Source organism: Methyloligella halotolerans, from assembly GCF_001708935.1.
Lineage (GTDB): Bacteria > Pseudomonadota > Alphaproteobacteria > Rhizobiales > Methyloligellaceae > Methyloligella > Methyloligella halotolerans.
On the sequence record NZ_MASI01000003.1, the window covers coordinates 315,192 to 334,947 of the forward strand.

30 protein-coding genes and 1 pseudogene are annotated in these 19,756 nt (G+C 64.9%); 30 read left to right on the forward strand and 1 reads right to left on the reverse strand.

Translation table 11 applies throughout. The features are described from left to right. From A7A08_RS07985 to A7A08_RS08020, 9 genes are read left to right on the forward strand one after another with little or no spacing between them, the layout of a single operon-like run. Window positions 1-300, forward strand: coding sequence for a DUF2312 domain-containing protein (locus tag A7A08_RS07985; RefSeq protein WP_069094972.1), 300 nt, complete (start codon window positions 1-3; stop codon window positions 298-300). Continuing rightward, complete coding sequence (locus A7A08_RS07990) at window positions 300-1,016, forward strand: beta clamp domain-containing protein (RefSeq protein WP_069094973.1); 717 nt, start codon at window positions 300-302, stop codon at window positions 1,014-1,016. Before A7A08_RS07985 ends, A7A08_RS07990 begins: the two co-directional genes overlap by 1 nt. Next, window positions 1,016-2,455 carry an MT-A70 family methyltransferase gene (locus tag A7A08_RS16800; RefSeq protein WP_069094974.1) on the forward strand — a complete coding sequence of 480 codons (1,440 nt, stop codon included), beginning with the start codon at window positions 1,016-1,018 and terminating at the stop codon, window positions 2,453-2,455. The genes A7A08_RS07990 and A7A08_RS16800 overlap by 1 nt, the downstream gene beginning before the upstream one ends. After that, window positions 2,452-2,874: a hypothetical protein gene (locus A7A08_RS08000; protein ID WP_141693905.1), complete on the forward strand. Its 423-nt coding sequence runs from the start codon at window positions 2,452-2,454 to the stop codon at window positions 2,872-2,874. Before A7A08_RS16800 ends, A7A08_RS08000 begins: the two co-directional genes overlap by 4 nt. Further along, the gene (locus A7A08_RS16255; protein WP_169822960.1) at window positions 2,871-3,035 is read left to right on the forward strand and encodes a hypothetical protein; all 165 of its coding nucleotides are present in this window, start codon (window positions 2,871-2,873) and stop codon (window positions 3,033-3,035) included. Before A7A08_RS08000 ends, A7A08_RS16255 begins: the two co-directional genes overlap by 4 nt. Continuing rightward, window positions 3,032-3,217, forward strand: a complete 186-nt coding sequence (locus tag A7A08_RS08005) for a hypothetical protein (RefSeq protein WP_069094976.1) — start codon at window positions 3,032-3,034, stop codon at window positions 3,215-3,217. Before A7A08_RS16255 ends, A7A08_RS08005 begins: the two co-directional genes overlap by 4 nt. Window positions 3,218-3,228: 11 nt before the next feature. After that, window positions 3,229-3,510 (forward strand): hypothetical protein, encoded by a 282-nt coding sequence (locus tag A7A08_RS08010; protein WP_141693906.1) that lies wholly within the window; start codon window positions 3,229-3,231, stop codon window positions 3,508-3,510. Beyond that, a complete protein-coding gene (locus A7A08_RS08015; RefSeq protein WP_069094978.1) occupies window positions 3,507-3,815 on the forward strand; it encodes a hypothetical protein in 309 nt (102 codons plus the stop codon). The genes A7A08_RS08010 and A7A08_RS08015 overlap by 4 nt, the downstream gene beginning before the upstream one ends. Beyond that, entirely contained in the window at window positions 3,812-4,066 is a 255-nt protein-coding gene (locus tag A7A08_RS08020) for a hypothetical protein (protein ID WP_069094979.1), read from the forward strand. The genes A7A08_RS08015 and A7A08_RS08020 overlap by 4 nt, the downstream gene beginning before the upstream one ends. Window positions 4,067-4,141: 75 nt before the next feature. Here A7A08_RS08020 and A7A08_RS16260 read toward each other — a convergent pair whose 3' ends face one another. Further along, window positions 4,142-4,300: a hypothetical protein gene (locus A7A08_RS16260; protein WP_169822942.1), complete on the reverse strand. Its 159-nt coding sequence runs from the start codon at window positions 4,298-4,300 to the stop codon at window positions 4,142-4,144. On the opposite strand from A7A08_RS16260, the gene A7A08_RS15575 reads away from it, so the two are divergent. From A7A08_RS15575 to A7A08_RS08125, 21 genes and pseudogenes are all read left to right on the forward strand, one after another. After that, window positions 4,280-4,636, forward strand: coding sequence for a helix-turn-helix domain-containing protein (locus A7A08_RS15575; protein WP_083226590.1), 357 nt, complete (start codon window positions 4,280-4,282; stop codon window positions 4,634-4,636). The two genes, A7A08_RS16260 and A7A08_RS15575, sit on opposite strands and share 21 nt — an antisense overlap. A 127-nt stretch (window positions 4,637-4,763) precedes the next feature. Continuing rightward, window positions 4,764-5,576, forward strand: a complete 813-nt coding sequence (locus A7A08_RS08025; RefSeq protein WP_069094980.1) for a hypothetical protein — start codon at window positions 4,764-4,766, stop codon at window positions 5,574-5,576. Further along, a complete protein-coding gene (locus A7A08_RS08030; RefSeq protein WP_069094981.1) occupies window positions 5,573-5,773 on the forward strand; it encodes a hypothetical protein in 201 nt (66 codons plus the stop codon). Before A7A08_RS08025 ends, A7A08_RS08030 begins: the two co-directional genes overlap by 4 nt. After that, entirely contained in the window at window positions 5,745-7,181 is a 1,437-nt protein-coding gene (locus tag A7A08_RS08035) for a helix-turn-helix domain-containing protein (RefSeq protein WP_141693907.1), read from the forward strand. The genes A7A08_RS08030 and A7A08_RS08035 overlap by 29 nt, the downstream gene beginning before the upstream one ends. Beyond that, window positions 7,178-7,363, forward strand: a complete 186-nt coding sequence (locus A7A08_RS08040; protein ID WP_069094983.1) for a hypothetical protein — start codon at window positions 7,178-7,180, stop codon at window positions 7,361-7,363. The genes A7A08_RS08035 and A7A08_RS08040 overlap by 4 nt, the downstream gene beginning before the upstream one ends. 140 nt (window positions 7,364-7,503) lie before the next feature. After that, window positions 7,504-7,905, forward strand: a complete 402-nt coding sequence (locus tag A7A08_RS08045; protein WP_245290847.1) for an HNH endonuclease — start codon at window positions 7,504-7,506, stop codon at window positions 7,903-7,905. A gap of 168 nt (window positions 7,906-8,073) precedes the next feature. Further along, on the forward strand, window positions 8,074-8,424 hold the full coding sequence (locus A7A08_RS08050) for a hypothetical protein (RefSeq protein WP_141693908.1): 351 nt from the start codon (window positions 8,074-8,076) through the stop codon (window positions 8,422-8,424). Between the two features lies 1 nt (window position 8,425). Next, window positions 8,426-10,158: pseudogene (locus tag A7A08_RS08055) on the forward strand (terminase large subunit). Further along, entirely contained in the window at window positions 10,155-11,402 is a 1,248-nt protein-coding gene (locus A7A08_RS08060) for a phage portal protein (protein WP_069094985.1), read from the forward strand. Before A7A08_RS08055 ends, A7A08_RS08060 begins: the two are co-directional and overlap by 4 nt. Before the next feature lie 5 nt (window positions 11,403-11,407). Next, entirely contained in the window at window positions 11,408-12,082 is a 675-nt protein-coding gene (locus A7A08_RS08065; RefSeq protein ID WP_069094986.1) for an HK97 family phage prohead protease, read from the forward strand. A gap of 27 nt (window positions 12,083-12,109) precedes the next feature. Beyond that, window positions 12,110-13,399 (forward strand): phage major capsid protein, encoded by a 1,290-nt coding sequence (locus tag A7A08_RS08070; protein WP_083226574.1) that lies wholly within the window; start codon window positions 12,110-12,112, stop codon window positions 13,397-13,399. An 86-nt stretch (window positions 13,400-13,485) separates the two neighbouring features. Further along, window positions 13,486-13,836, forward strand: a complete 351-nt coding sequence (locus A7A08_RS08075) for a hypothetical protein (protein WP_069094987.1) — start codon at window positions 13,486-13,488, stop codon at window positions 13,834-13,836. Window positions 13,837-13,847: 11 nt separating this feature from the next. Continuing rightward, window positions 13,848-14,099, forward strand: coding sequence for a hypothetical protein (locus tag A7A08_RS08080; protein ID WP_069094988.1), 252 nt, complete (start codon window positions 13,848-13,850; stop codon window positions 14,097-14,099). A 3-nt stretch (window positions 14,100-14,102) separates the two neighbouring features. Further along, the gene (locus tag A7A08_RS08085; protein WP_069094989.1) at window positions 14,103-14,675 is read left to right on the forward strand and encodes a head-tail connector protein; all 573 of its coding nucleotides are present in this window, start codon (window positions 14,103-14,105) and stop codon (window positions 14,673-14,675) included. Then, the gene (locus A7A08_RS08090) at window positions 14,656-15,015 is read left to right on the forward strand and encodes a head-tail adaptor protein (protein WP_069094990.1); all 360 of its coding nucleotides are present in this window, start codon (window positions 14,656-14,658) and stop codon (window positions 15,013-15,015) included. The genes A7A08_RS08085 and A7A08_RS08090 overlap by 20 nt, the downstream gene beginning before the upstream one ends. Further along, the gene (locus A7A08_RS08095) at window positions 15,015-15,461 is read left to right on the forward strand and encodes an HK97-gp10 family putative phage morphogenesis protein (RefSeq protein ID WP_069094991.1); all 447 of its coding nucleotides are present in this window, start codon (window positions 15,015-15,017) and stop codon (window positions 15,459-15,461) included. The genes A7A08_RS08090 and A7A08_RS08095 overlap by 1 nt, the downstream gene beginning before the upstream one ends. Before the next feature lie 4 nt (window positions 15,462-15,465). Beyond that, on the forward strand, window positions 15,466-15,834 hold the full coding sequence (gene gp17 / locus A7A08_RS08100) for a tail completion protein gp17 (RefSeq protein WP_069094992.1): 369 nt from the start codon (window positions 15,466-15,468) through the stop codon (window positions 15,832-15,834). Between the two features lie 2 nt (window positions 15,835-15,836). Then, on the forward strand, window positions 15,837-16,535 hold the full coding sequence (locus A7A08_RS08105) for a phage tail tube protein (RefSeq protein ID WP_069094993.1): 699 nt from the start codon (window positions 15,837-15,839) through the stop codon (window positions 16,533-16,535). Between the two features lie 13 nt (window positions 16,536-16,548). After that, complete coding sequence (locus tag A7A08_RS08110; protein ID WP_069094994.1) at window positions 16,549-16,899, forward strand: GTA-gp10 family protein; 351 nt, start codon at window positions 16,549-16,551, stop codon at window positions 16,897-16,899. A gap of 472 nt (window positions 16,900-17,371) precedes the next feature. After that, complete coding sequence (locus A7A08_RS08120) at window positions 17,372-19,108, forward strand: phage tail tape measure C-terminal domain-containing protein (protein WP_169822961.1); 1,737 nt, start codon at window positions 17,372-17,374, stop codon at window positions 19,106-19,108. Then, window positions 19,109-19,756, forward strand: coding sequence for a hypothetical protein (locus A7A08_RS08125; protein ID WP_069094997.1), 648 nt, complete (start codon window positions 19,109-19,111; stop codon window positions 19,754-19,756). It begins immediately after the preceding gene.

The window sequence follows — 19,756 nt, forward strand, 5'->3', positions numbered from 1 at the left end:
ATGACGCTGCATTCGTCTGCCAAGGACCAGCTGCACACCATCGTGGCGCGTATCGAGCGGCTGGAGGAAGAGAAGGCGGCGCTCGCCGCCGACCTGAAGGAGGTCTACGCCGAAGCGAAGGCCAACGGATTCGACACCAAGGCTCTCAAGAAGGTGATCGCCATCCGCAAGCAGGACGAGGAGAAGCGGCGGGAAGAGCAGGCCGTCCTCGAAACCTATCTCCACGCGCTGGGCATGCTGGCCGATACGCCCTTGGGCGAAGCGGCCGTGGCCCGCGAGACGGCGGCGGAGGCGGCGTGATGGCGAAGCGGAAAAAGAAGATCGCCTACAAGCGGGTCGATCGCGGCGGCTTCCACTGCGAGACCGAGAACATTCTCGCCTCGGTGAAGGCGAAGCACCTGCTGATGCTGGCGCCCTTCGTCTGTTGGGAAGAGACCCGCTACTATCTCAACGGCATCTTCATTCAGCGCGCGCCCCAAGGCGGCATCTATCTGGCGGCGACGGACGGGCACCGGCTCGGCATCATCTACGATCCTGACGGCGAAACCAATGCGGAGGTGATCTTCCGCCTTCCGCCCGAGACGCTGCGGCGAATCAGAGAGAACAAGCCGCTCGGGGCGGTGCTCACGCAAAGCGGCTGCTCGCTCGTCGCGAACGCAGGCGACGTGCCGGAGGGTCCATACCCAGGCGGGCCGATCGAAGGGACTTTCCCCGCGTTCTGGCGTGTGATTCCCCATGTGAGGCGGACCTCGAAGCCGGCGGCGTTCAACGCGCGGTACGTCGGCGACTTCCGCAAGGTCGGCGTGGCGGCGGGATTGCCGAACGACGGGGCCTGCGGGCACGCCAATCTTTGGCAGTTCTACCCAGCCGAAAGCAAGCTGCCGGAGAGCTGCGCGTTTATCGTTCGAAACTGGCATCTGCCCGAATTTCTCGGCGTGCTGATGCCCGCCCGGGGAGAGAAAGGATTCCCGGCAAGGCCCGATTGGCTGTTCGAAGACGGGGAGGGCGCAGCCTGATGCTCACCTTCCACCCTTCCGCAGACGATGCGCCGGTGGAGCTCGGCGCGCTGGTGGCGCACCGGCTGGCCGATCTGTTCCCCATGATGAGCGCAGACGAGCATGCCGCCTTGGTCGCGGACATGCGCGAGAACGGTTTTCGCGAGGGCTGCGAGATCATCCTCTACGAGGGGCAGATCCTCGACGGGCGCAACCGCTACAGCTGCGCGCGGGAGGCGGGGGTGACCCCGCTTGTCACCAACTTCTTCGCCAGCCGTGACGGCGACCCGCTGCGCTATGTCATCTCACGCAACCTGAACCGCCGGCACCTGAACGAAACGCAGCGGGCCTGGGTGGCTTCGCAGGTCGCGAGCTATACGCACGGCGGCGACCGGAGAAGCGCCTCCGATCAAGCGGCAAATTTGCCGCTTGAAACCGAGGCGCCGAAAAATTCGGCAAATTTGCCGAATAAGGCTGAGGGGGTCGAGCAGAGAGACGAGCCCGCGCCGAAGGTCTCCCAGGCGGATGCCGCGAAGCTGTTCAACGTTTCCGAGCGGAGCGTGCGGGACGCCGCGAAGGTCGGCAAGAGCGGCATCGACGAGCTGAACGAAGCCGTGCGGGCCGGGCATCTTTCCATCTCCGCCGCCGCCAAGGCCGCGATGCTGCCGCCCGAAACGCAGCGGCGGATTGCCCAAGTGGCTGCGAGCGGCAAGGCGAACGTGGTGCGGAAGGTGCTGAAGCAGGAAGGCCGGGCGAAGCGCGAGGCCGAGCTCGGCGCGAAGCAATGCGCCCTGCCGGAGAAGAAATACGGGGTGATCCTGGCCGACCCGGAATGGCGCTTCAAGACATGGTCGGAAGCGGGGATGGACCGGGCGGCGGACAACCACTACCCGACTTCGGAGCTGACCGATATCGCCGCGCGGGAGGTGGTCGCGATCTCGGCCGAGGATTGCGTGCTCTATCTCTGGGTGACGCGGCCGATGCTGGAGATGGGACTGGTTGTGATGCGCGCCTGGGGCTTCGCCTACGTCTCCTGCCACGGCTGGGACAAGGAGGTCGGCGGCACGGGCTACTGGAACATCGACGATCTGGAACTGCTGCTGATCGGCACGAAGGGCGATGTGCCATGCCCGGCGCCGGGGACGCAAGAGCGCGCGTTGCTCCACGCCAAGCGGGGGCAGCATTCGGCGAAGCCCGAAGCCGTGGCCGAGATGATCGAAGCGCTGTTCCCCACCCTGCCGAAGATCGAGCTGAACCGGCGCGGGCCGGCGCGCCCGGGGTGGGACGCCTGGGGGAACGAGGCGGAGACCGGCGCCCTGACGGAAGAGCAACGCGCCCTTGTCGATGCGAACGGCATGGTTCGGGTCTCGGACAATATGGTCGTCGCTGCCGAATTCCTCACCGAGGAGGAATGGGCGCGGGCGCTCGGAAAGGCGGCCGCCGGGGAGGTGGCGGCGTGATTGTCGATGCTCTCAGGCTCTACGATCAAGAGTGCTTGTCCAATCCTAAGACGGGCGAGCGCGGAGACTGCACGCGAGCCTGTGTGCGTACCCTCGCGCAGTGCGATCTTGAAGACCTTCCCCACCCAGTCGCCCGCGACGGCGGATGGAATGACGACTTCTACGAAGCCCTCGAAGCGGCCGGGCTCGTGCTCAACTTTTGCCGGTGCCGGGACGGTATCGATTATTCGCCGCTGCCCCGCGTCGTCGCGGCTGGTGGTCCAACGGTGCGGACCGACCCTGAGAAAGGGAACGTCACGCATATGGTGATCTGGGATCGGGTGGCCGAACGCTGCTTGCATGACCCGCACCCCTCCCGCGCCGGGCTGCTTTCTGTCGAGTCTTTCTACTGGCTTGAACGGCTGGAGGTGGCCGCGTGAACGATCTCCAGGCGCTCGCTCTGGCCATCGTCTTCTGGGGCGGCCTGTTCGCCACGGGCCACCTCTTTTGCCTTCATATCGACGATGGGTGGCCGTGGTGGCCTGCGCTGCTCGCCATCGTCGTTTGGCTGGCCGCGACCTATGGGATGGCCTCGCTATGACCCGGGCCCTTCTGATCACCGATGGGGAAGAGGCGCTGCCCGTGCTGCTGCCGGGGGAGACGCTGCGGGACATCCGCGAAGAGGCGAGCTATCGCCGCGTGCCGCCGGAGCTGCTGATCGCGCAGATCCTGGCCGACGCCGCGCGGGAAGACCGGTTTCCGGACCGGGGGTGCGGGCGATGAAGAGGCGGCTGATGCATCGGAAAGCAGGCCAGGCGGAAGCGGCGACGGTGAAAGAGCAGATCGCCGCCCTGGCCGACGCGATCGGCCTGGTGGAGACGGAGAGCTATATCCGCGGGCTGGAGGCGGCGCGGCGGCTTGTGACCAACTATCCCGATTTCGAGGAGGCCGCGCCCCACGCCAACCGCGCGACCGTGATCAATGTCTGCGATGCGCTGAACGGGCACCTGCGGACCATGGCGGCCCACGCCCGCGACGAGCTTGAGGCGGAGAAGAAGCGGGGAGGTGGGGTGTGAGCGTCTGTGAAGCGCCGATCAAGTCTGAGGCCGAAGAGGTGCTGGACGAGGCGGACCTGACGCCGCGCGAGCGGGAGCTGGCGGAGCTGCTGCTGGTGCGTTGGGGCACTTGGACGCGTGGCCGGGATCTGGCGGCCGCCTTCTATGTGGGCGTCGCTGTGACCATGGACGCTCCGGTCAACGCCATGGGCGTCAGAATGCATGCGCTGCGGACGAAGCTCGCCGGCAGCGGGCTGGAGATCCGCAGCGACGGGCCAGGGCGGAGCAGCCGCGGCTACCGCATGGCCTGGGAGGGTGGCGAGTGAACGGCGATCACGAACGCGAAGACCCCCGCAATGAGCCGGTCGAGGTCCCCTGCGAGGTGGCGGCGGAGCGCGGGCCGTCCATCGGCATCCGCGTGGCGGGGCGCAAGGACGGTCGCCTCGTCTTCCTGTCGCGCGAGCACGTCCTGGATCGGGGCAAGGGGTTCGTGACCATCCCGCGCTGGCTGGCCGAGGACCGGGGGCTGACGGAGGCGGCGGCCCATTCGAGCAAGGATCAGGGGAGGCTTTTGTGATGGCGGGGCTCACCGCATCAGCGATGACCTTCGAACGGCCACGAACTTGGGCACACATTATAGGGTGGCCCATGGTCAGCCGATTGCGGGCAGAGCAAAGCGCTGACCCTTGGCGCGCGTCGTCTCGTCGCCGAGCGAAGGAGTGCAGTCGTGTCTTCGAAAAAGCCGAATTCGATCGACGTCCATGTCGGCCGTGCCGTCCGCCTCCGTCGAATGGAGATTGGGCTGAGCCAAGAAGGGCTCGCCCGGGCCATGGGTCTTTCCTTTCAACAAATTCAGAAATACGAGAAGGGGACAACCCGGATCAGCTCAAGCCGGCTCTTGCAGTGTGCGTCGATCCTCGGTCTCAAAGTCGGAGACCTATTCGAAGATGTGCCCGAGTCCAAAGGCCGAACAGGTGCCCAACTCCCACCATCGGCGTTCGAAATCCGTCTTGTCGAGTTTGTGGCAAGCGAAGAAGGACAGACGCTCAATGGCGCTTTCACGCGCATAAAGGACCCCGCAGTTCGCCGGGGACTTATCGACCTATGCCGCGCGGCCTCGAGGCCAGCGCCGGACACCTCGTCCTAGCCCTTCAGAACCCCATCGCAGACGCCGCCAAGCGCGCGCCCCGGGTGAGCGACCCGTGGGGGGTGGCGCTGAGCTGCGCCGTGCACCGCCAGAACATCGATCGCCTGAAGGCGGGACGGGAGGCGGCATGATGACCGATAAGCCGATGCTGTTTTCCGGCGCCATGGTGCGCGCCTTGCTGGAGGGTCGGAAGACGCAGACGCGGCGGCTTTTGAAGCCGCAGCCCCTGTTTCTTACTGGACGCAAGACCAGGGTTTATGCCGACGTGGATTGGCGGAAGTCGTGGCACGACGGATGCGATGATGACCTCCCCTACGCCCCCGGCGATCTGATCTGGGTGCGGGAAACCTTCTGGTCGAAGCACGACACCGATAGCGACGGCTACTCGACGATCGACTGCGGCCCATGCCTCGACTGCGGTCCAGAGGGGAGCGAGATCGATTACGTCGCGACCCCGGAATGCTTCGGCCCGCCACGCGATCAACGGACCGGCATCTTCGAGCCGCACGAGGGCGATGCTGAACCCGGCAGTTGGTGGTTCGGCCCGCCTCCTGATTGGAATGGGGAGGTTGCCGACCACGAGGCCAGGGGCGTGTGGCAGTTCCTCCCTTGGGGCGAATACTTCACGAAACATCCCTCAATCCATATGCCGCGCTGGGCGTCCCGCCTCACCCTGAAGGTGACGGAGGTTCGGGTGCAGCGGCTGCAGCGCATCAGCGAGGCTGACGCGATTGCGGAGGGTTGCCCCGGCGTGCTGGGGCCGAACCCCGACTTTCCGGATGAGTGGGACCCGTCGCCTCAAGAGCAGTACCGCGACCTCTGGGACTCCCTCAACGCCAAGCGCGCGCCTTGGGAGAGCAACCCTTGGGTGGTCGCCATCACCTTCACCGTGCACCGCCAGAACATCGATCGCCTGAAGGCGGGACGGGAGGCGGCTTGACGGACACAAGCCTCCTCTTCGGCTGCTGGAATGTCGACGTGACGACCGGCGAGCCTGCGGCGCCTGCCGTGCCGGTGGTGCGGCCCCAGCCGGGCCGCGGCGGCCGGGAACGCCTGGAGCGGGCGCTCTGGCGCACGCGCTCGACCAAGGCGCCTTACGGCGCGCTTCGTGAACGATATCGGGGTGAGCATGGCTGAGGCGGCGCGGGATCTCTATCGGCCGGCCTCTCCGGCGATGCGGGCTAGGCCGGCGGCGGCGCCGGCCGACGAAGGCGGCATCAACAAGGCGCAAGCCTATTACGCCGTCTGTACCCATCCGGGGCTGAGCGCGGCGGCGAAGGCTGTGGGGGCCGTGCTGATCGACCATCACAACCGGGCCACCGGGCAATGCGATCCCGGCATCGAGCGCATCATGAGCCGGACGGGGCTTTCGCGCCGCTCCGTCTTCCGCGCTTTGGCCGAGCTGGAGCGCTTCGGCCTGATCGTGCGGGCGCGGCACGGCGGCGTCTCGCACCGGAATGCCTATGGGGTGCAGTGGGGCGCGCTGACGGGCGATGCCGGGTGCCGGGATCAAGGGTGCCAGGATCGGCACCTTGAGGGTGCCAGATGTGGCACTCAGACGGTGCCAGGATTGGCACCCAAACCTCTTAAGGAACCTAGGAAGGAAACCTGGGGAGGCACGGTGTCACCTGTTGCACCGTCGCGAAGCCATTCGCCGCCGCCGGGGCGGGACGAGGCGCCCAGCCAGCAACCACCACGACAGCGGCACATGATGCTGCCGATCCCCGGCGGGAAGCGGGAGGCCGCGGAGCCGGTGGAGAGGCTACAGGCGGGCAGAGAGGAGCGGGCCATGAGGCCTCCCAGATATCGCCCCAAGCCGGGAGGCGGGTATCGCCCTTCGAGCGCCGAGGTGGCGAGGGAGGCGGCCTGCGAGCGCTGGGATGCGGCGCTGCGGGCGCATCTGAAGCCTGGCGATTATGCGCAAGCCGTGGGGCGGATCGAGCCGGTGATGGAGCGGATCGCCACCCGGGCGGAGATGCGGGAGCGGGGCGCGGGGCTGGGCGTGATGCTTGCGGCGCTGAGCCTGGAGGCTGGAAGCCGGGGCAGGGAGACGGCGCGGGACAGCAGGCGCCGCCGGAGAAGGGCGGGACGCAAGCGCCTGTTGGGCCGACACCGGCTGAGGCGGGGCGGGGATGCTGAGATGCGAGGCGATGTGGAGACCGGGACGAAAGGACGATGCGGGATGGCACGAGCGGGACGAAAGCGGAAGGACGGGGCGCGGCGGCACCCCAATGGGACGGTGCCCCGGCGGGGCGAAGATCGGGGCGTGGCGAGCTACGGCCGGGCCAAGGAGCTGATCGGCGTGGTGACGTCGCCGCACCTGGCAACGCCCCTGGGGCGCAAGTGGTATCTCGGCGAGGTGACCACGGACGAGCGGGACGCCGGGCTGCGCTGGGCCGAGGTGACCGAGGAGTATCGGCGCCTCGTGCTGGATGCGCCGAAGGGGAGCGCCAAGACGGCGATGCTGGAAGTCCCCGTGGCGGGCGGCGGCGGGGCGTCCAGGTCCCATGCCAACGAGAACGAGCGGGCTGTGCGCCGGGCGTGAAGCGCTATCGCACCCACCAGGATGCGGTGTTCGAGGCGGGCGGGCACAAGGCGGTGAAGGCGCTGGACCGGCTTTGCGTGGCCGAGGAGCCGCTGACCTTTGCCGAGTGGCTGGCGGCGCTGGAAGGCTTGCGCGCCCTGGTCGAGCTCATGCGCCGTGGACGGCGGCGCGGGGCCGCTTGACCGGCGCTATGGAATCACCATAGCACTGCATTAATGCAGGTTTGACACTTGCGCCTCCGGGCGGCGGGTATCGGACCAAGCGAATCGAAGCAAGGCCCTCCCGGCAACGGCGAGGGCCTTTCGCATTTCGGGGGTGGCCGATGGGCAAGCTGTCGGGTCCGCCCCCGCTTCTCGGCGGCGCGCCGAAGCCGGTGGCCGCCCCTCCCGAACGCCATAGCGCGAGAGAGCGCGGCTACACCTCGAAGTGGGACCGGGCAAGCAAGCGCTTCCTTCGGGCCAATCCTCTCTGCCGCGGCTGCCAGGCGGTCGGGCGGGTGGAGCCTGCGACCCTCACCGATCACGTCATCCCGCACACACGCGGCACCGATGCCTTCTGGGATCAGCGGTGGTGGCAGGCGAGCTGCAAGTGGCACCACGATGTGGTCAAGCAGCTGCTCGAACGCGAGTTCGATGCGGGGCGCATCGGGGCCGACGACCTGTGGCTCGACAGCGATCGGGCCGTCCATCTGACCCGCCGGGAGCGCGGGGAGGGGGGTAGGTGAAAGTTCAGCACCCCTCGGCCTCCGGACCGGTGGTGCTGTCACGCAGAGGTTTTTTTTGACATGTTGGAAAATAGGGACCTGCTCGGCGACCCGATCCCTGAGAACCATGGGAAGCGAGGGCGCCCCGCTCATATTCCGACTGAGGAAAACCGCAACAAAATCAGACTGTTGCTTGCGCTGGACTGGAAGGATCGCCAGATCGCCCAGGCCCTTCGCATCACCGCGACCACGATGCGGAAGCATTATTTTGTCGAGCTTCGCCAACGCGACGAGGCGCTGCCGGCGCTCAAGGCCTCCCGCCTGTTCGGGCTCTGGAAAGCAGCGATCGGCGGGAATGTGGGTGCGATGAAGGAGCTCGGCAAGATCATCGACGCTCACGACCTGAAGGCGCTTGCCGCCGATGTCCGCGAGCCCGCCAAGCCGAAGCGCAAGCTGGGCAAGAAGGAGCAACAGATCGAGGACGCCGGTTCGGTGACCGGCAAGTTCGCGCCGCCGCCCGCTCCGATGCGCATGCAGTAGGATGGAGTGGTCGACCGCGTGCCCGGACTGGGAGGAGCGAATCGTCGGCGGCCGATCGCTAGTCCCGATCGAACCGCTGTTCCCACGCGAAGCCGAAGCCGCGTTGGATGTCTTCAAGTCGCTGAAGATCGTCGATGCGCCCTTTGTGCGCGATCCGGAGACGGGAGACGCCAGGCCGCCCACCTTCGGCGAAGCCTGCGACGCTTCGTGTTCGATTTCGTGGCCGCGATCTTCGGCGCTTACGATAGCGACAACGCGCGGCGGCTGATCCGCGATTTCCTCCTGCTGATCAGCAAGAAGAATTCGAAGTCGACCCTCGCCGCCGGGATCATGATCACGGCGCTGATCCGCAATTGGCGACATCTTGCCGAGCTGCTGATCCTGGCGCCGACGCTGGAGGTCGCGAACAACTGCTTTAGCCCGGCAGCCGGCATGGTCCGCTACGACGAGGATCTGACCAAGCTTCTCCACGTTCAGGATCACAAGCGGACGATTGCGCACCGGACTACCGGAGCACTCCTGAAGGTCGTGGCGGCCGACAGCGATACGGTGTCGGGAAAGAAGGCAGCCTTCGTTCTGGTCGACGAGCTCTGGCTTTTCGGCAAGCGCAACGGCGCCGCGGCGATGCTGGCGGAAGCGACCGGCGGTCTCGTGTCTCGGCCCGAAGGCTTCGTGATCTACCTCACGACGCACAGCGATGAGCCGCCGGCGGGCGTCTGGAAGTCGAAGCTGGAATATTTCAGGGACGTGCGGGACGGACGGATCACGGATCCGAAAAGCCTCGGTGTCCTCTACGAATTCCCGGAAGCGATGATCGAGGCCGAGGACTATCTCGACCCGGCGAATTTCCGCATCACCAATCCGAACCTGGGCCGCTCGGTCAGCCAGGAATGGCTGGAAGACGAGCTGCGGAAGACGCTCACGGGTGACGGTGAAGAGGACAAGCAGACCTTCCTCGCGAAGCACCTCAACGTTCCGATCGGGACGCGCCTTCGCCGCGACCGTTGGCGTGGCGCGGATTATTGGGCTGATGCCGCAGACGCCACGCTGACCCTCGAGGAAATCCTCGATCGCTCCGAGGTGGTGACGGTCGGCGTCGACGGGGGTGGGCTCGACGATCTCTATGGGCTCGGTGTGATTGGCCGCTGCGGCGAGACCCACGACTGGCTGTCGTGGAACAAGGCCTGGGTGCAGAGCGACGTGCTGGATCTGCGCAAGGATATCGCCGAACAGCTCAAGGACTTCAAAAAGAGCGGAGACCTGGTGCTCTGCGAAGAACCCACCCAGGACGTGGAAGAGATCTCCGCCATCATCGCGAAGATCCACGAAGCAGGCCTGCTGCCCGAGAAGTTCGGCGTGGGGCTCGACCCGTGCGCCATCTCCGCCCTGATCGAAGCTCTTGCGGCGCTCGGCATCGAGACCGAGGCCAATGGCGGTCCGGTCTGCGCGGTCTATCAGGGCTATCGCCTCTCCGGCGCCGTTTGGGGCATGGAACGCAAGCTTAAAGACGGCACCTTCCGGCATGCGGCGCAGCCCATGATGGACTGGGTGGTCGGCAACGCGAAGACAGAGCAGAAGGGCAACGCCGTCCTCGTGACGAAGCAGGTTGCTGGCAAGGCGAAGATCGATCCGCTGATCGCGCTCTTCAACGCCTACATGCTCATGAGCCGCGGGCCGGTAAGCGCGGGAGGCGGCATGAACGATTACTTCAAAAGCCTTGCAGGTGCCGCATGAACCCGCTCAAGCGGTTCGCCACAAAAGCGGCGCAGACAGTGCTCCGGCAGCTGACCGTCCGCGAGCCTGATGGCTGGTACAGCAGTGCGATGAAAGGCGCAGCCGGCGAGGTCGTAACCGATCAGAGCGTGCTCGCCCTGTCCGCAGTTTGGGGTTGTGTCAACCTGATCTGTGGCACCACCGCCTCGCTGCCGGTGATGGTCTACCAGACCAAGGGAGACCGGCGGGAGGTGGCGCTACAGCATCCGCTCTACAAGCTGCTTCACGAGAGCCCGAATTACGACCAGACGGCGGTCGATTTCTGGGAGTTTATCAGCGCGTCCCTGGAACTTTGGGGCAATGCCTACGCCCGCGTGGTACGCCAGGGCAGTAAGGTGGTTGCCTTGGTGCCAGTGGCGCCCGCACTCATGTCGGTTCGCCGTCTCGCCAACGGGTCGATCGAATACAGCTGGACGAAGGACGGCCAGCGGTATGTCGAGATCGAAGCCGAAATGCTTCATATCCGCGGCTTCGGTGGCGATCCGCTTGGCGGCATGTCGACACTTCAATTCGGGCGAAACGTGTTCAGTCTGGCCCAGGCGGTAGATCGGGCGGCCGGCACGACCTTCCGCAACGGCCTGCGTCCCTCGGGCGTCCTGACCTTCGAAAAGTACCTGACCCCGGAACAGCGAGAGGCTGCCGAAACCCACCTCACCGAGAAATTCCTCGGCGCCATGAACGCCGGGCGGCCGCTGATCCTGGAGGGAGGAACCACCTGGAGCCAGCTCACGATCAGCCCGGAAGATGCCCAGATGCTGGAATCGCGTGGCTTCTCTGTCGAGGAAATCTGCCGGTTCTTCGGCGTGCCCCCTTTCATGATCGGGCACACTGAGAAGTCGACGAGCTGGGGCACGGGACTGGAGCAGCAGACGCTCGGCTTCCAGAAGTTCACGCTGCGCCGCCGCCTCAAGCGTATCGAGCAGGCGCTCGAAAAGCAGCTTCTCACCGCTCGCGACCGGGCCGATGGGATCTCCATCGAGTTCAATATCGAAGGGTTGCTGCGAGCGGACAGCGCAGGGCGCGCGAAGTTCTATCAGCAGATGACCGCGATCGGCGCGATGACGATCAACGAGGTGCGTGCACTTGAGAATCTGCCTCCCGTAGAGGGTGGCGACGTTCCTCGCATGCAAATGCAGAACGTGCCGATTGACGCCGATCCGTCGGACGAGACGCGGGCGCTTCCGCCGCCTGGGAGAGAGGGATAGTCGCCATGTTGAAGACCAAGGATTTCGCCCTGCAGGTCAAGGAAGTATCGGAGAAGGGCACCTTCACGGGATACGGCTCAATCTTCAACAACGTCGATTCCTATGGCGAGAAGGTGCTGCCGGGCGCGTTCACCGAGAGCCTGGCGAGGCACAAGAGCGAAGGCACGATGCCGCTCATGCTGTGGCAGCACAATGCCAGCGAGCCGATCGGCGTATGGATGAACGTTTCCGAGGACGAGAACGGCCTGAAAGCGGAAGGCCGGTTCGTCATGGAGACGGTTCGCGGCAACGAGATCTACGCGCTGCTCAAGGCCGGCGCCGTGCGCGGTCTGTCTATCGGCTATCGTGAGTTGGAAGCCGAGCCGGACGGAAGCGTTCTCCTGCTCAAGAAGCTGGACCTTCTGGAGATCAGCGTCGTCTCATTCCCGGCCAACCGCCGGGCGCGCATCGACTCCGTCAAGTCCGAACGCATGGACGAATTCGCCAAGCGGCTACGCGATGGCGATCCCATGCCGATCAAGGAATTCGAGGACATCCTGCGGGAGGCAGGGGTCCCGAAAAGCATGGCCGTGCAGATCGCCTCTGTCGGTTATGCCAAGGCCATTCGGAGCGAGTCCGAGGGCGAGAAGGCGAACCACCAGGCCGAAGAGTTTCTGAGCATCCTTCAGAAAGCCGGCTGAACTTTCTCAAGTCCAAAGGATATCGACATGAAAATGCACACCCGCTTTGTCGCGGGCGGCGGCATCGGCTCGCTTGAGCACCTGCTGTTCGCCCCGCGCATTGCCTTCGACAAGTCCGATGACAATGGCATCGACGTGAAGGCCCTCGCCGAAGAGGTGAAGGGTTCCTTCGCGAAAGCCGTCGAAGAGGTGAAGGGACTCGCCGAGGAAGCCCTCGGCAAGTCCAAGGCCGGGGAGGAGCTGACGACCTCTCTCAAGGAGAAGTCGGACGAAGCGCTCGTGAAGATGAACGAGCTCGGCGAGCAGGTCTCCCAGATGGAGCAGAAGCTCGCTCGAGTCGGCGATAAGAGCGCCGACAAGCCCAAGACCTTCGGCGAGCAGTTCGTCGAGAACGAGAACGTCAAGGGCTGGCTCGGCGGATCTCCCACCCAAGGCAAGGCCGATCTGCGAATCAAGGCAACGCTGACCTCCGCCACGACGGACTCGGCGGGTTCGGTTGGTGATGCCATCGCACCCACGCGGCTGCCGGGCATTCAACCCTTGCCGCAGCGCCGTATGACTGTTCGGGACCTCATCAGCCCCGGTCAGATGGACGGCAACACCCTGGAGTATGTCCAGGAAACCGGCTTCACCAACAACGCGGCTCCGGTCGCCGAAGGGGCGGCAAAGCCCTCGTCCGATATCAAGCTCGATCTGATCTCGACGTCGGCCAAGGTCATCGCCCACTGGATGAAGGCCAGCCGCCAGGTCGTGGACGATATCCCTCAGCTCCGATCGATGATCGATCAGCGGCTGCTCTACGGGCTCGCCTATGTGGAGGAGCAGCAGCTGCTGAGCGGCGACGGCACAGGTCAGAACCTGCACGGCATTATCCCGCAGGCGACCGCTTACAGTGCCGAGTTCACCCCTGACGACGCCACGGCGATCGACACGATCCGCCTGGCCATGCTGCAGGCGGTGCTGGCCGAGTATCCGGCCACGGGTGTGGTGATGCATCCGACCGACTGGGCGCGCGTCGAGCTCACCAAGGACGCCGGCGGCAACTACATCATCGGCGATCCCCAGGGCGGCATCTCTCCGACCTTGTGGCGCTTGCCGGTGGTCGAGACCCAGGCGATCACGTCCGACAAGTTCCTGGTCGGCGCGTTCCGCCTCGGCGCCCAGGTGTTCGATCGTTGGGATAGCCGGATCGAGACTGGCTACGTCAATGACGACTTCACCAAGAACCTCGTGACGATCCTCTGTGAAGAGCGTCTGGCGCTGGCGGTCTATCGGCCGGAAGCCTTCATCTACGGCGATCTCGGCTACGAGAGCTAGGCCGCTGCGGGCCTCATCAACCACATGGGGAGGGTGGCGAACGGCCTCCCTCCCACATTTCCACCATCTCACGAGGATCTGCGGCGATGGCCAAGACGGCAAAGCAGCGCAAGCGCAGCATGGCGGGTTTCGTTGGCGCTAACGGCGGCACGCCATTGGCACCGGAGAACAGTGCAGCGCCCGAGGTCACCGGGACCGCCCAGGTGGGCGAAGAGCTGACGGCCTCCGCCGGGACATGGACGGGACGGCCGGCCCCTTCGCTCTCCTATCAGTGGAATCGCGACGGCGAGCCGATCAGCGGCGCCACGGCGAACACCTATGAGCCCATCGAAGACGATGTCGGCTCACCTCTCACCGTCACGGTGACCGCCGCGAATTGGAGCGGCACCGCGGCTGAAACGAGCGATCCGACCGCGAACGTCGCGGCGGCAGCATAGGAGCAGCGATCATGAAATTCCGCGTGGAACGAGAGCACATCGGAGATCGCTCCTACAAGGTCGGCGACATCCGAGAGGCGAACGAGAGCACGGTCGCGCATCTCGTGAAGGGTGGCGTGCTTTCGAAGACCGGCGGGAAGGCGGAGCCGTCCGCGCCGAAGAACAAAGCCTTGAAGTCGGCGCCGAAGAACAAGGCGGACACCGATCTCAAGGCCGGCGAAGGCGCCGGCAACGAGGCGACTGGCGAAGGCGGCGACCAGTAGGTCATGCTCGCGCCTGTCCGCATCACGGCGCCGGATGCGGCGCCCGTCACGCTTGCCGAGGCGAAGGCGCATTGCCGTGTCGATCACAATGACGACGACACGCTGATCGGTGCGCTGATCGCCTCGGCGACCCAGTATTTCGACGGCTACACGGGCATCGTCGGGCGGGCTCTGGTCACGCAGAGCTGGGAGCAGCGCTTTGCGGGCTTCGGCTGCCTGCGACTTCTGGTCGGTCCCGTGACGTCGGTTACGAGCGTGACCTATTTCGACGGTAACAACGAAGAGCAAACGCTGGCCGATACGGTCTATCAGCTTTTCACCGATGCGCGTGGGCCCTACCTCGACCTCCAGCCCGATCAGTCCTGGCCTTCGATCTATGCGCGGCGGGATGCTGTCTCGGTGAAGTATGTCGCCGGCGATGAAGTGGCGGAGGTTCCCGCGCCGCTCAAGTCCGCCATCCTCCTGATGGTCGGGCACCTCTACGAGCACCGCGAGGCGGTGACGGATGTGTCTCTTGGTGCGGCGCCTCTCGCAGTGGATGCGCTGATCGCACCTTATCGTCGAGTGGGCCTGTGAGGGAGACCGGCGCGGCGCACTCGACCGCCGGATCACGATCGAGCGGGCCGGCGAAGGCGTGGCGAACGGCTTCAACGAGACCGAGAAGCCGTGGAGCACGCTGGTCACCCGTTGGGCGGGACGGGAGGATGTGCGCGACACCGAGAAAGCGGCGGCCGATCAAGTCGGCGCAACCGTGATGAGCCGCTTCACGGTGCGGTCCGATAGTGGAACGCGCGGTGTCACCGCCAAGGATCGTATCCGCCATGACGGCTGGGTCTGGAATATCACCGGCATCAAAGAGACCCGTCACGGGCGCGGCCGCTATCTGGAGATCACCGCCGTGCGCGAGGCTGATTGATGGCTCGTCAGACCGTTCGGGTCGAAGGTCTGCGGGAACTGGATCGTGCGTTGGGCGAATTGCCGAAGCGAACCGGAAAGGCGGTGCTTCGACGCGTGCTCAAGAAGGCGAGCGAACCTCTGGCGGCGGAGATGGAGGCGGGAGCTCCGGTGGCCGCCGGCGAGCTTAAAGAGAGCGTTGCCGCTAGCACGAAACTGAGTGCTCGACAGAAGCGCATTCAGAAGCGCGCCACGGCGCGGGAGGACAAGGCGACGGCCGAATTCTATGTGGGCGCAGGCGCACTGCCGCAAGCCCATCTGCAGGAGTTCGGCACCAAGGACCAACCGCCGCAGCCCTTCGCCCGCCCGGCCTGGGATCGCAATAAGATGGGAATCCTGCGGTCGATCAAGACCCTGCTCGCCAGCGAGATAAAGAAAGCGGCCGAGCGGATCAGGAAAAAGGGCTGAGCCGATGGAAGAGGCGCTGACGGCTCTGCTCGCTGATGTGGCCGGAGGCGAGCGGTATTGGGTGCGCGCGCCGCAAGGGACGGCGGCGCCCTATGTGGTGCTCAACGGCATCACCGGTAATCGGGACTACAACTCACAAGGGCCGTCCGGTTACGTCGAAAGCCGGGTTCAGATCGACTGCTACGGCGAGACCTACGGGTCCGCAAAGACCACGGCGCGCGCGGTGCGGTCGGCGCTGTCCGGCGTTCGCAGCGGCGCGCTGCTGGGCGTCTTCATCGATAGCGAACGCGACTTCCCGGCCGCCGATGCCGAAGAGGTCAATCGCATGTTCCGCGTCTCGATCGACATCATAGTTCATCATCAGGAGACATAGAGATGGCAGAGTCGGAAGCCTTGATTGGCTATGGAAACCTCTACGAGGTGTCGGAAGACGACGGTGACACCTGGTTTACAGTCGGCGAGACGGTGGATATCACGCCGCCCGAGATGAGCGTTGGCGAGGAAGAGGTCACGCATACCCAGTCGCCGGACTCCACGCGGGAATTTATCCCCACCCTCATCGATCCAGGCTCCATGAGCTTCGGCATCAATTGGATTCCCGGTAATCCGACTGAGGTCAAGATCGTCGGCTGGAAGGTTCAGCGGAAGAAGCTGATGCACCGCGTCACATATCCCAATGGGGTGGTGTGGACGTGGAAGGGGCACTTTGCCAGTTTCGCGCCTACCGCGCCGAACGAAGGCAAACTCGCCGCCGATGTCAGCGTTCGCTGCTCGTCCATGCGCGTTCTGACTCCGGCCGCCGCTCCGGCCAATTTGATCCTGCCCGCCATTTCCGGCGTTGCGCAGGTCGACAACAAGCTCACTGCCATCGAAGGGATTTGGACCGGGGCGCCGACCTTCGCCTATCAGTGGAAGGCCGACGATTCCGACATCTCCGGAGCGACGGAGAAGACATACACCCCCGTGGTGGGCGATGTGGACGCCGTACTGACCGTGGAGATTACCGCCACCAATGCCGTCGGCAGCCAGGCGTCCGAGAGCGCCGCGACGCCTGCCGTGATTGCGGCCGCGTAACCGGGAGGCTTTCATGGCAAATCCGCATCGTGGTGGTGTCCCACTCAAGGCAGGCGACACCACCTACACGCTTTCGTTCTCCCACAATGCCCTCTGCGAGCTGGAGGATGCGTTGGATCAATCGATCGCCGCGATCATCGACTCGTTCGGCAGTGGGGATCTGGATATGCGGCGACTTCGCACTCTCGTGTGGGCGGGTCTGCGAGACCATCACAAGGAGATGGGCCTCGAGGATGCCGGCGACGTCGCATCCGCGGCCGGCCTTGAAGCCACAGCCGCTGCCATCGGCGAAGCCTTCCAGCTTGCCATGCCGGAACAGAAGGCCGGCGCAAAGGAAAACCCTCCGAAGGCGGCGAAGGCTTAGATCCGCTTTCGCTGCAACGGTCATGGGTGCGGGCCGGTCAGGATCCGGAGCTTTTCTGGAAGCTCACGCCCCGAGAGACCCAGAACATTCTCGACGGGTACGTCGAACGCCTGGCCGACCAGTATAACGAACGGGCGTGGCTGGCCTGGCACACGGCCTGGCTGACTGCTTACGCGCCTCAGAAGTCCACACAGTTCGTGAAGCTCAAGTCCCTCTTGCACGACGCTGAACCGCGCTCGCGGCCAATGCAGTCGATGGAAGAGCAGATTTCGGTCGCCCAAATGTGGGCGGTAGCGTTGAGCGGGAGAGGCTAATGACGGGAAGCGTAATCGGCGCGCTGCGCGTCAATCTCGCACTCAACAGCGCCCAGTTCGAAGACGGGCTAAGGAGCGCGCGCAAGAGCCTCCAGCGCGTCGGCAAATCCCTGCAGGACACGGGCCGGAATCTGAGTCTCTCCCTTACGCTTCCGATCGTGGCGGCGAGCGCAGGGCTGATCAAACTCGCCTCGGATGCCACGGAGAGCGAAAACCTGTTCGCGGTGGCCATGGGCGATATGGCCGACCGGGCGCGCGACTTTTCGGAACAGCTCGGCAAAGCCGTGGGGCTCAACCCATACGAGACCCGGAAGACGATCGCGACGTTCTTCCAAATGACCACGGCTATGGGTATCAGCCGCGCGGCCGCTTTCGATATGTCAAAGGGCCTGGCGCAGCTCACGGGCGACTTGGCTTCGTTCTTCAATCTCTCCCCCGACGATGCCTTCCAGAAGCTGCAGTCCGGCATCTCCGGTGAGATCGAGCCGCTGCGGCGGCTTGGTGTCAGCGTCAGCGAAACCAACGTCAAGATGACGCTGATGCGGATGGGGCTCATCCAGGGCAATGAAAAGCTGACAGAGCAGCAGAAGATCCTCGGCCGCTACATCACGATCCTCGATCAAACGTCGAATGCGCAGGGCGATTTGGCGCGGACGCTGGATAGTCCGGCGAACATGATGCGTGTACTCGGCTCGAAGTTCGAGGAAGCGGCCACCAAACTCGGCAATACACTTTTGCCCATCTTCCAGCGGTTCATGGCGGAAGTCGGCGGCCCTGCATTGGGCGCGCTGCAACTCCTCGTCGATAGGTTCAGCGCGCTTGATCCCTCGATCCAGAATGTCGTGATCGCCATGGCCGCACTCGCAGCGGCAACGGGGCCGCTGCTGTTCGTATTCGGCGGGTTCTTCCGGGTTGTCTCCTCAGTTATTGGCCCCCTCACGGCCCTGACGAAGCTGATCGCCGCCGGTAAGGTTCTGGATGCTCTTACGATCTTCCGGTCCAAATGGGCGCTGATTGCTGCTGCCGTTCTGGGTGCCGCCGCCGGCGTGGCCTATTTCAGCGGTGTGTGGGACGACTTCAAAAAGAAGATCGAAGGGCTGAACATTTTCGCGGGCCTCGGTGACGACGCGGGCGCCTTCGCCAAGATCCTGAACGATGAGGCTGTGAAGGCATTCAAGGATCTGTCGAGCGGAGCCGGTGGGGCGGCAGAGGCCGCGGCCGCGCTCAAGCGTCAAATGGACGAGGGCCGCCAGGTGTTCGAGCAAACTCGCACGCCGGTCGAGCAATTGCGTATGGAGTTCGAGCGGCTTCAGGGTCTTTTGAATGCCGGGGCGATCGATTGGGACACCTACACGCGGGCAATAGGGCAAGCGCAGGATCAGTTCGACGAACTCAGCCGGCGCAGCTCCGAGGCATTCCAACAGATCGAAGAGGCGACCCAGGCGGTCACCGACGGTATGGACCGCGCGTTCAGCGACTTTGTCGAGAACGGAAAGGTGAATTTCAAGGAGCTCGCCGGCTCGATCCTGCAGGACCTGGCGCGTATCACCTTCGCGCAGACCGTCACTGGTCCGCTCGGGGGTGCGCTGTCGAGCGGGCTGGGCGGCCTCTTCGGATTTGCTAAAGGCGGTTCGTTCAAGGTCGGCGGCTCCGGGGGGACGGACAGCCAACTTGTCGCGTTTCGCGCTTCGCCGAACGAACGGGTGTCGGTGACGACGCCACAGCAGGAGGCCGCACGCGGCGTCGGCGGGGTGACCATCCATTCCTCGATCGATGCGCGGGGCTCCGATATGACCGAATCCCGCTTCCGGCAGATCCTCGACGAGCGCGATCGCGACCTGGGCAGGAAGGTCGTGACGATCATGAAGGAGTCTCGTTCCCGGAGGATCGGCTAGATGGCGATCAGCTTCCCGCGGGTGATCCCGGACGCGCTGAAGCTCGTCGGGCTCGACTTCAATATCGAGCCGATGGATGCGCAGACGCCGCTGCGGTCGGGCAAGGTCATCTCCAAGGATCTGGGGCCTGCACTCTGGCGGGCCAGCTTCACGACGCCGCCGCGCACGGAAGACCAGTGGCGGGAGCTGCAGGCCTGGTACATGACGCTTCGGAGCCTGGAGTCGTTCTACGCCTATCACAATCTCCGCCAGTATCCGAAGGCGTACCCGGACGGGTTCGACGGGCTGGAGGTTGGCGGCAATCCGTTCGACGGGTTCGCAAGCCTGGAGGGTGCCACAGGCGGCGTTGTTCTCAGCCTGGGCTCGCTCCCGGAAACCTTCGCTTTTGCCGTTGGCGACTTCCTGTCGTTCTCCTACGGCACGTCTCAGGCGCTACACATGATCGTGGCCGGTGGTGTGGCCGATGCGTCCGGCGAGGTGGACGTGGAGGTGCGGCCGCATATCCAGCCGGGCTGGACGGCCGACACGCCCGTGCGGCTCCACCGCGCCTATGCCGAGATGAAGATCGTTCCGGGCAGCTTTTCCGGCCCGACCGACGTCAAGTCGCTGACCTCGGTCAGCTTCGAAGCCATCCAGACACTCGACTGA

What these genes read in the sequence shown, in the direction of transcription:
- A7A08_RS07985 (WP_069094972.1), top strand. Translation starts at nt 1, where the DNA reads ATGACGCTGCATTCGTCTGCCAAGGACCAGCTGCACACCATCGTGGCG.
- A7A08_RS08095 (WP_069094991.1), top strand. Translation starts at nt 15,015, where the DNA reads ATGGCTCGTCAGACCGTTCGGGTCGAAGGTCTGCGGGAACTGGATCGT.
- A7A08_RS08070 (WP_083226574.1), top strand. Translation starts at nt 12,110, where the DNA reads ATGAAAATGCACACCCGCTTTGTCGCGGGCGGCGGCATCGGCTCGCTT.
- A7A08_RS08065 (WP_069094986.1), top strand. Translation starts at nt 11,408, where the DNA reads ATGTTGAAGACCAAGGATTTCGCCCTGCAGGTCAAGGAAGTATCGGAG.
- A7A08_RS08010 (WP_141693906.1), top strand. Translation starts at nt 3,229, where the DNA reads ATGCATCGGAAAGCAGGCCAGGCGGAAGCGGCGACGGTGAAAGAGCAG.
- A7A08_RS08075 (WP_069094987.1), top strand. Translation starts at nt 13,486, where the DNA reads ATGGCCAAGACGGCAAAGCAGCGCAAGCGCAGCATGGCGGGTTTCGTT.
- A7A08_RS07990 (WP_069094973.1), top strand. Translation starts at nt 300, where the DNA reads ATGGCGAAGCGGAAAAAGAAGATCGCCTACAAGCGGGTCGATCGCGGC.
- A7A08_RS08110 (WP_069094994.1), top strand. Translation starts at nt 16,549, where the DNA reads ATGGCAAATCCGCATCGTGGTGGTGTCCCACTCAAGGCAGGCGACACC.
- A7A08_RS16800 (WP_069094974.1), top strand. Translation starts at nt 1,016, where the DNA reads ATGCTCACCTTCCACCCTTCCGCAGACGATGCGCCGGTGGAGCTCGGC.
- A7A08_RS15575 (WP_083226590.1), top strand. Translation starts at nt 4,280, where the DNA reads ATGGAGATTGGGCTGAGCCAAGAAGGGCTCGCCCGGGCCATGGGTCTT.
- A7A08_RS08060 (WP_069094985.1), top strand. Translation starts at nt 10,155, where the DNA reads ATGAACCCGCTCAAGCGGTTCGCCACAAAAGCGGCGCAGACAGTGCTC.
- A7A08_RS08005 (WP_069094976.1), top strand. Translation starts at nt 3,032, where the DNA reads ATGACCCGGGCCCTTCTGATCACCGATGGGGAAGAGGCGCTGCCCGTG.
- gp17 (WP_069094992.1), top strand. Translation starts at nt 15,466, where the DNA reads ATGGAAGAGGCGCTGACGGCTCTGCTCGCTGATGTGGCCGGAGGCGAG.
- A7A08_RS08125 (WP_069094997.1), top strand. Translation starts at nt 19,109, where the DNA reads ATGGCGATCAGCTTCCCGCGGGTGATCCCGGACGCGCTGAAGCTCGTC.
- A7A08_RS08080 (WP_069094988.1), top strand. Translation starts at nt 13,848, where the DNA reads ATGAAATTCCGCGTGGAACGAGAGCACATCGGAGATCGCTCCTACAAG.
- A7A08_RS08025 (WP_069094980.1), top strand. Translation starts at nt 4,764, where the DNA reads ATGATGACCGATAAGCCGATGCTGTTTTCCGGCGCCATGGTGCGCGCC.
- A7A08_RS08105 (WP_069094993.1), top strand. Translation starts at nt 15,837, where the DNA reads ATGGCAGAGTCGGAAGCCTTGATTGGCTATGGAAACCTCTACGAGGTG.
- A7A08_RS08045 (WP_245290847.1), top strand. Translation starts at nt 7,504, where the DNA reads ATGGGCAAGCTGTCGGGTCCGCCCCCGCTTCTCGGCGGCGCGCCGAAG.
- A7A08_RS08085 (WP_069094989.1), top strand. Translation starts at nt 14,103, where the DNA reads ATGCTCGCGCCTGTCCGCATCACGGCGCCGGATGCGGCGCCCGTCACG.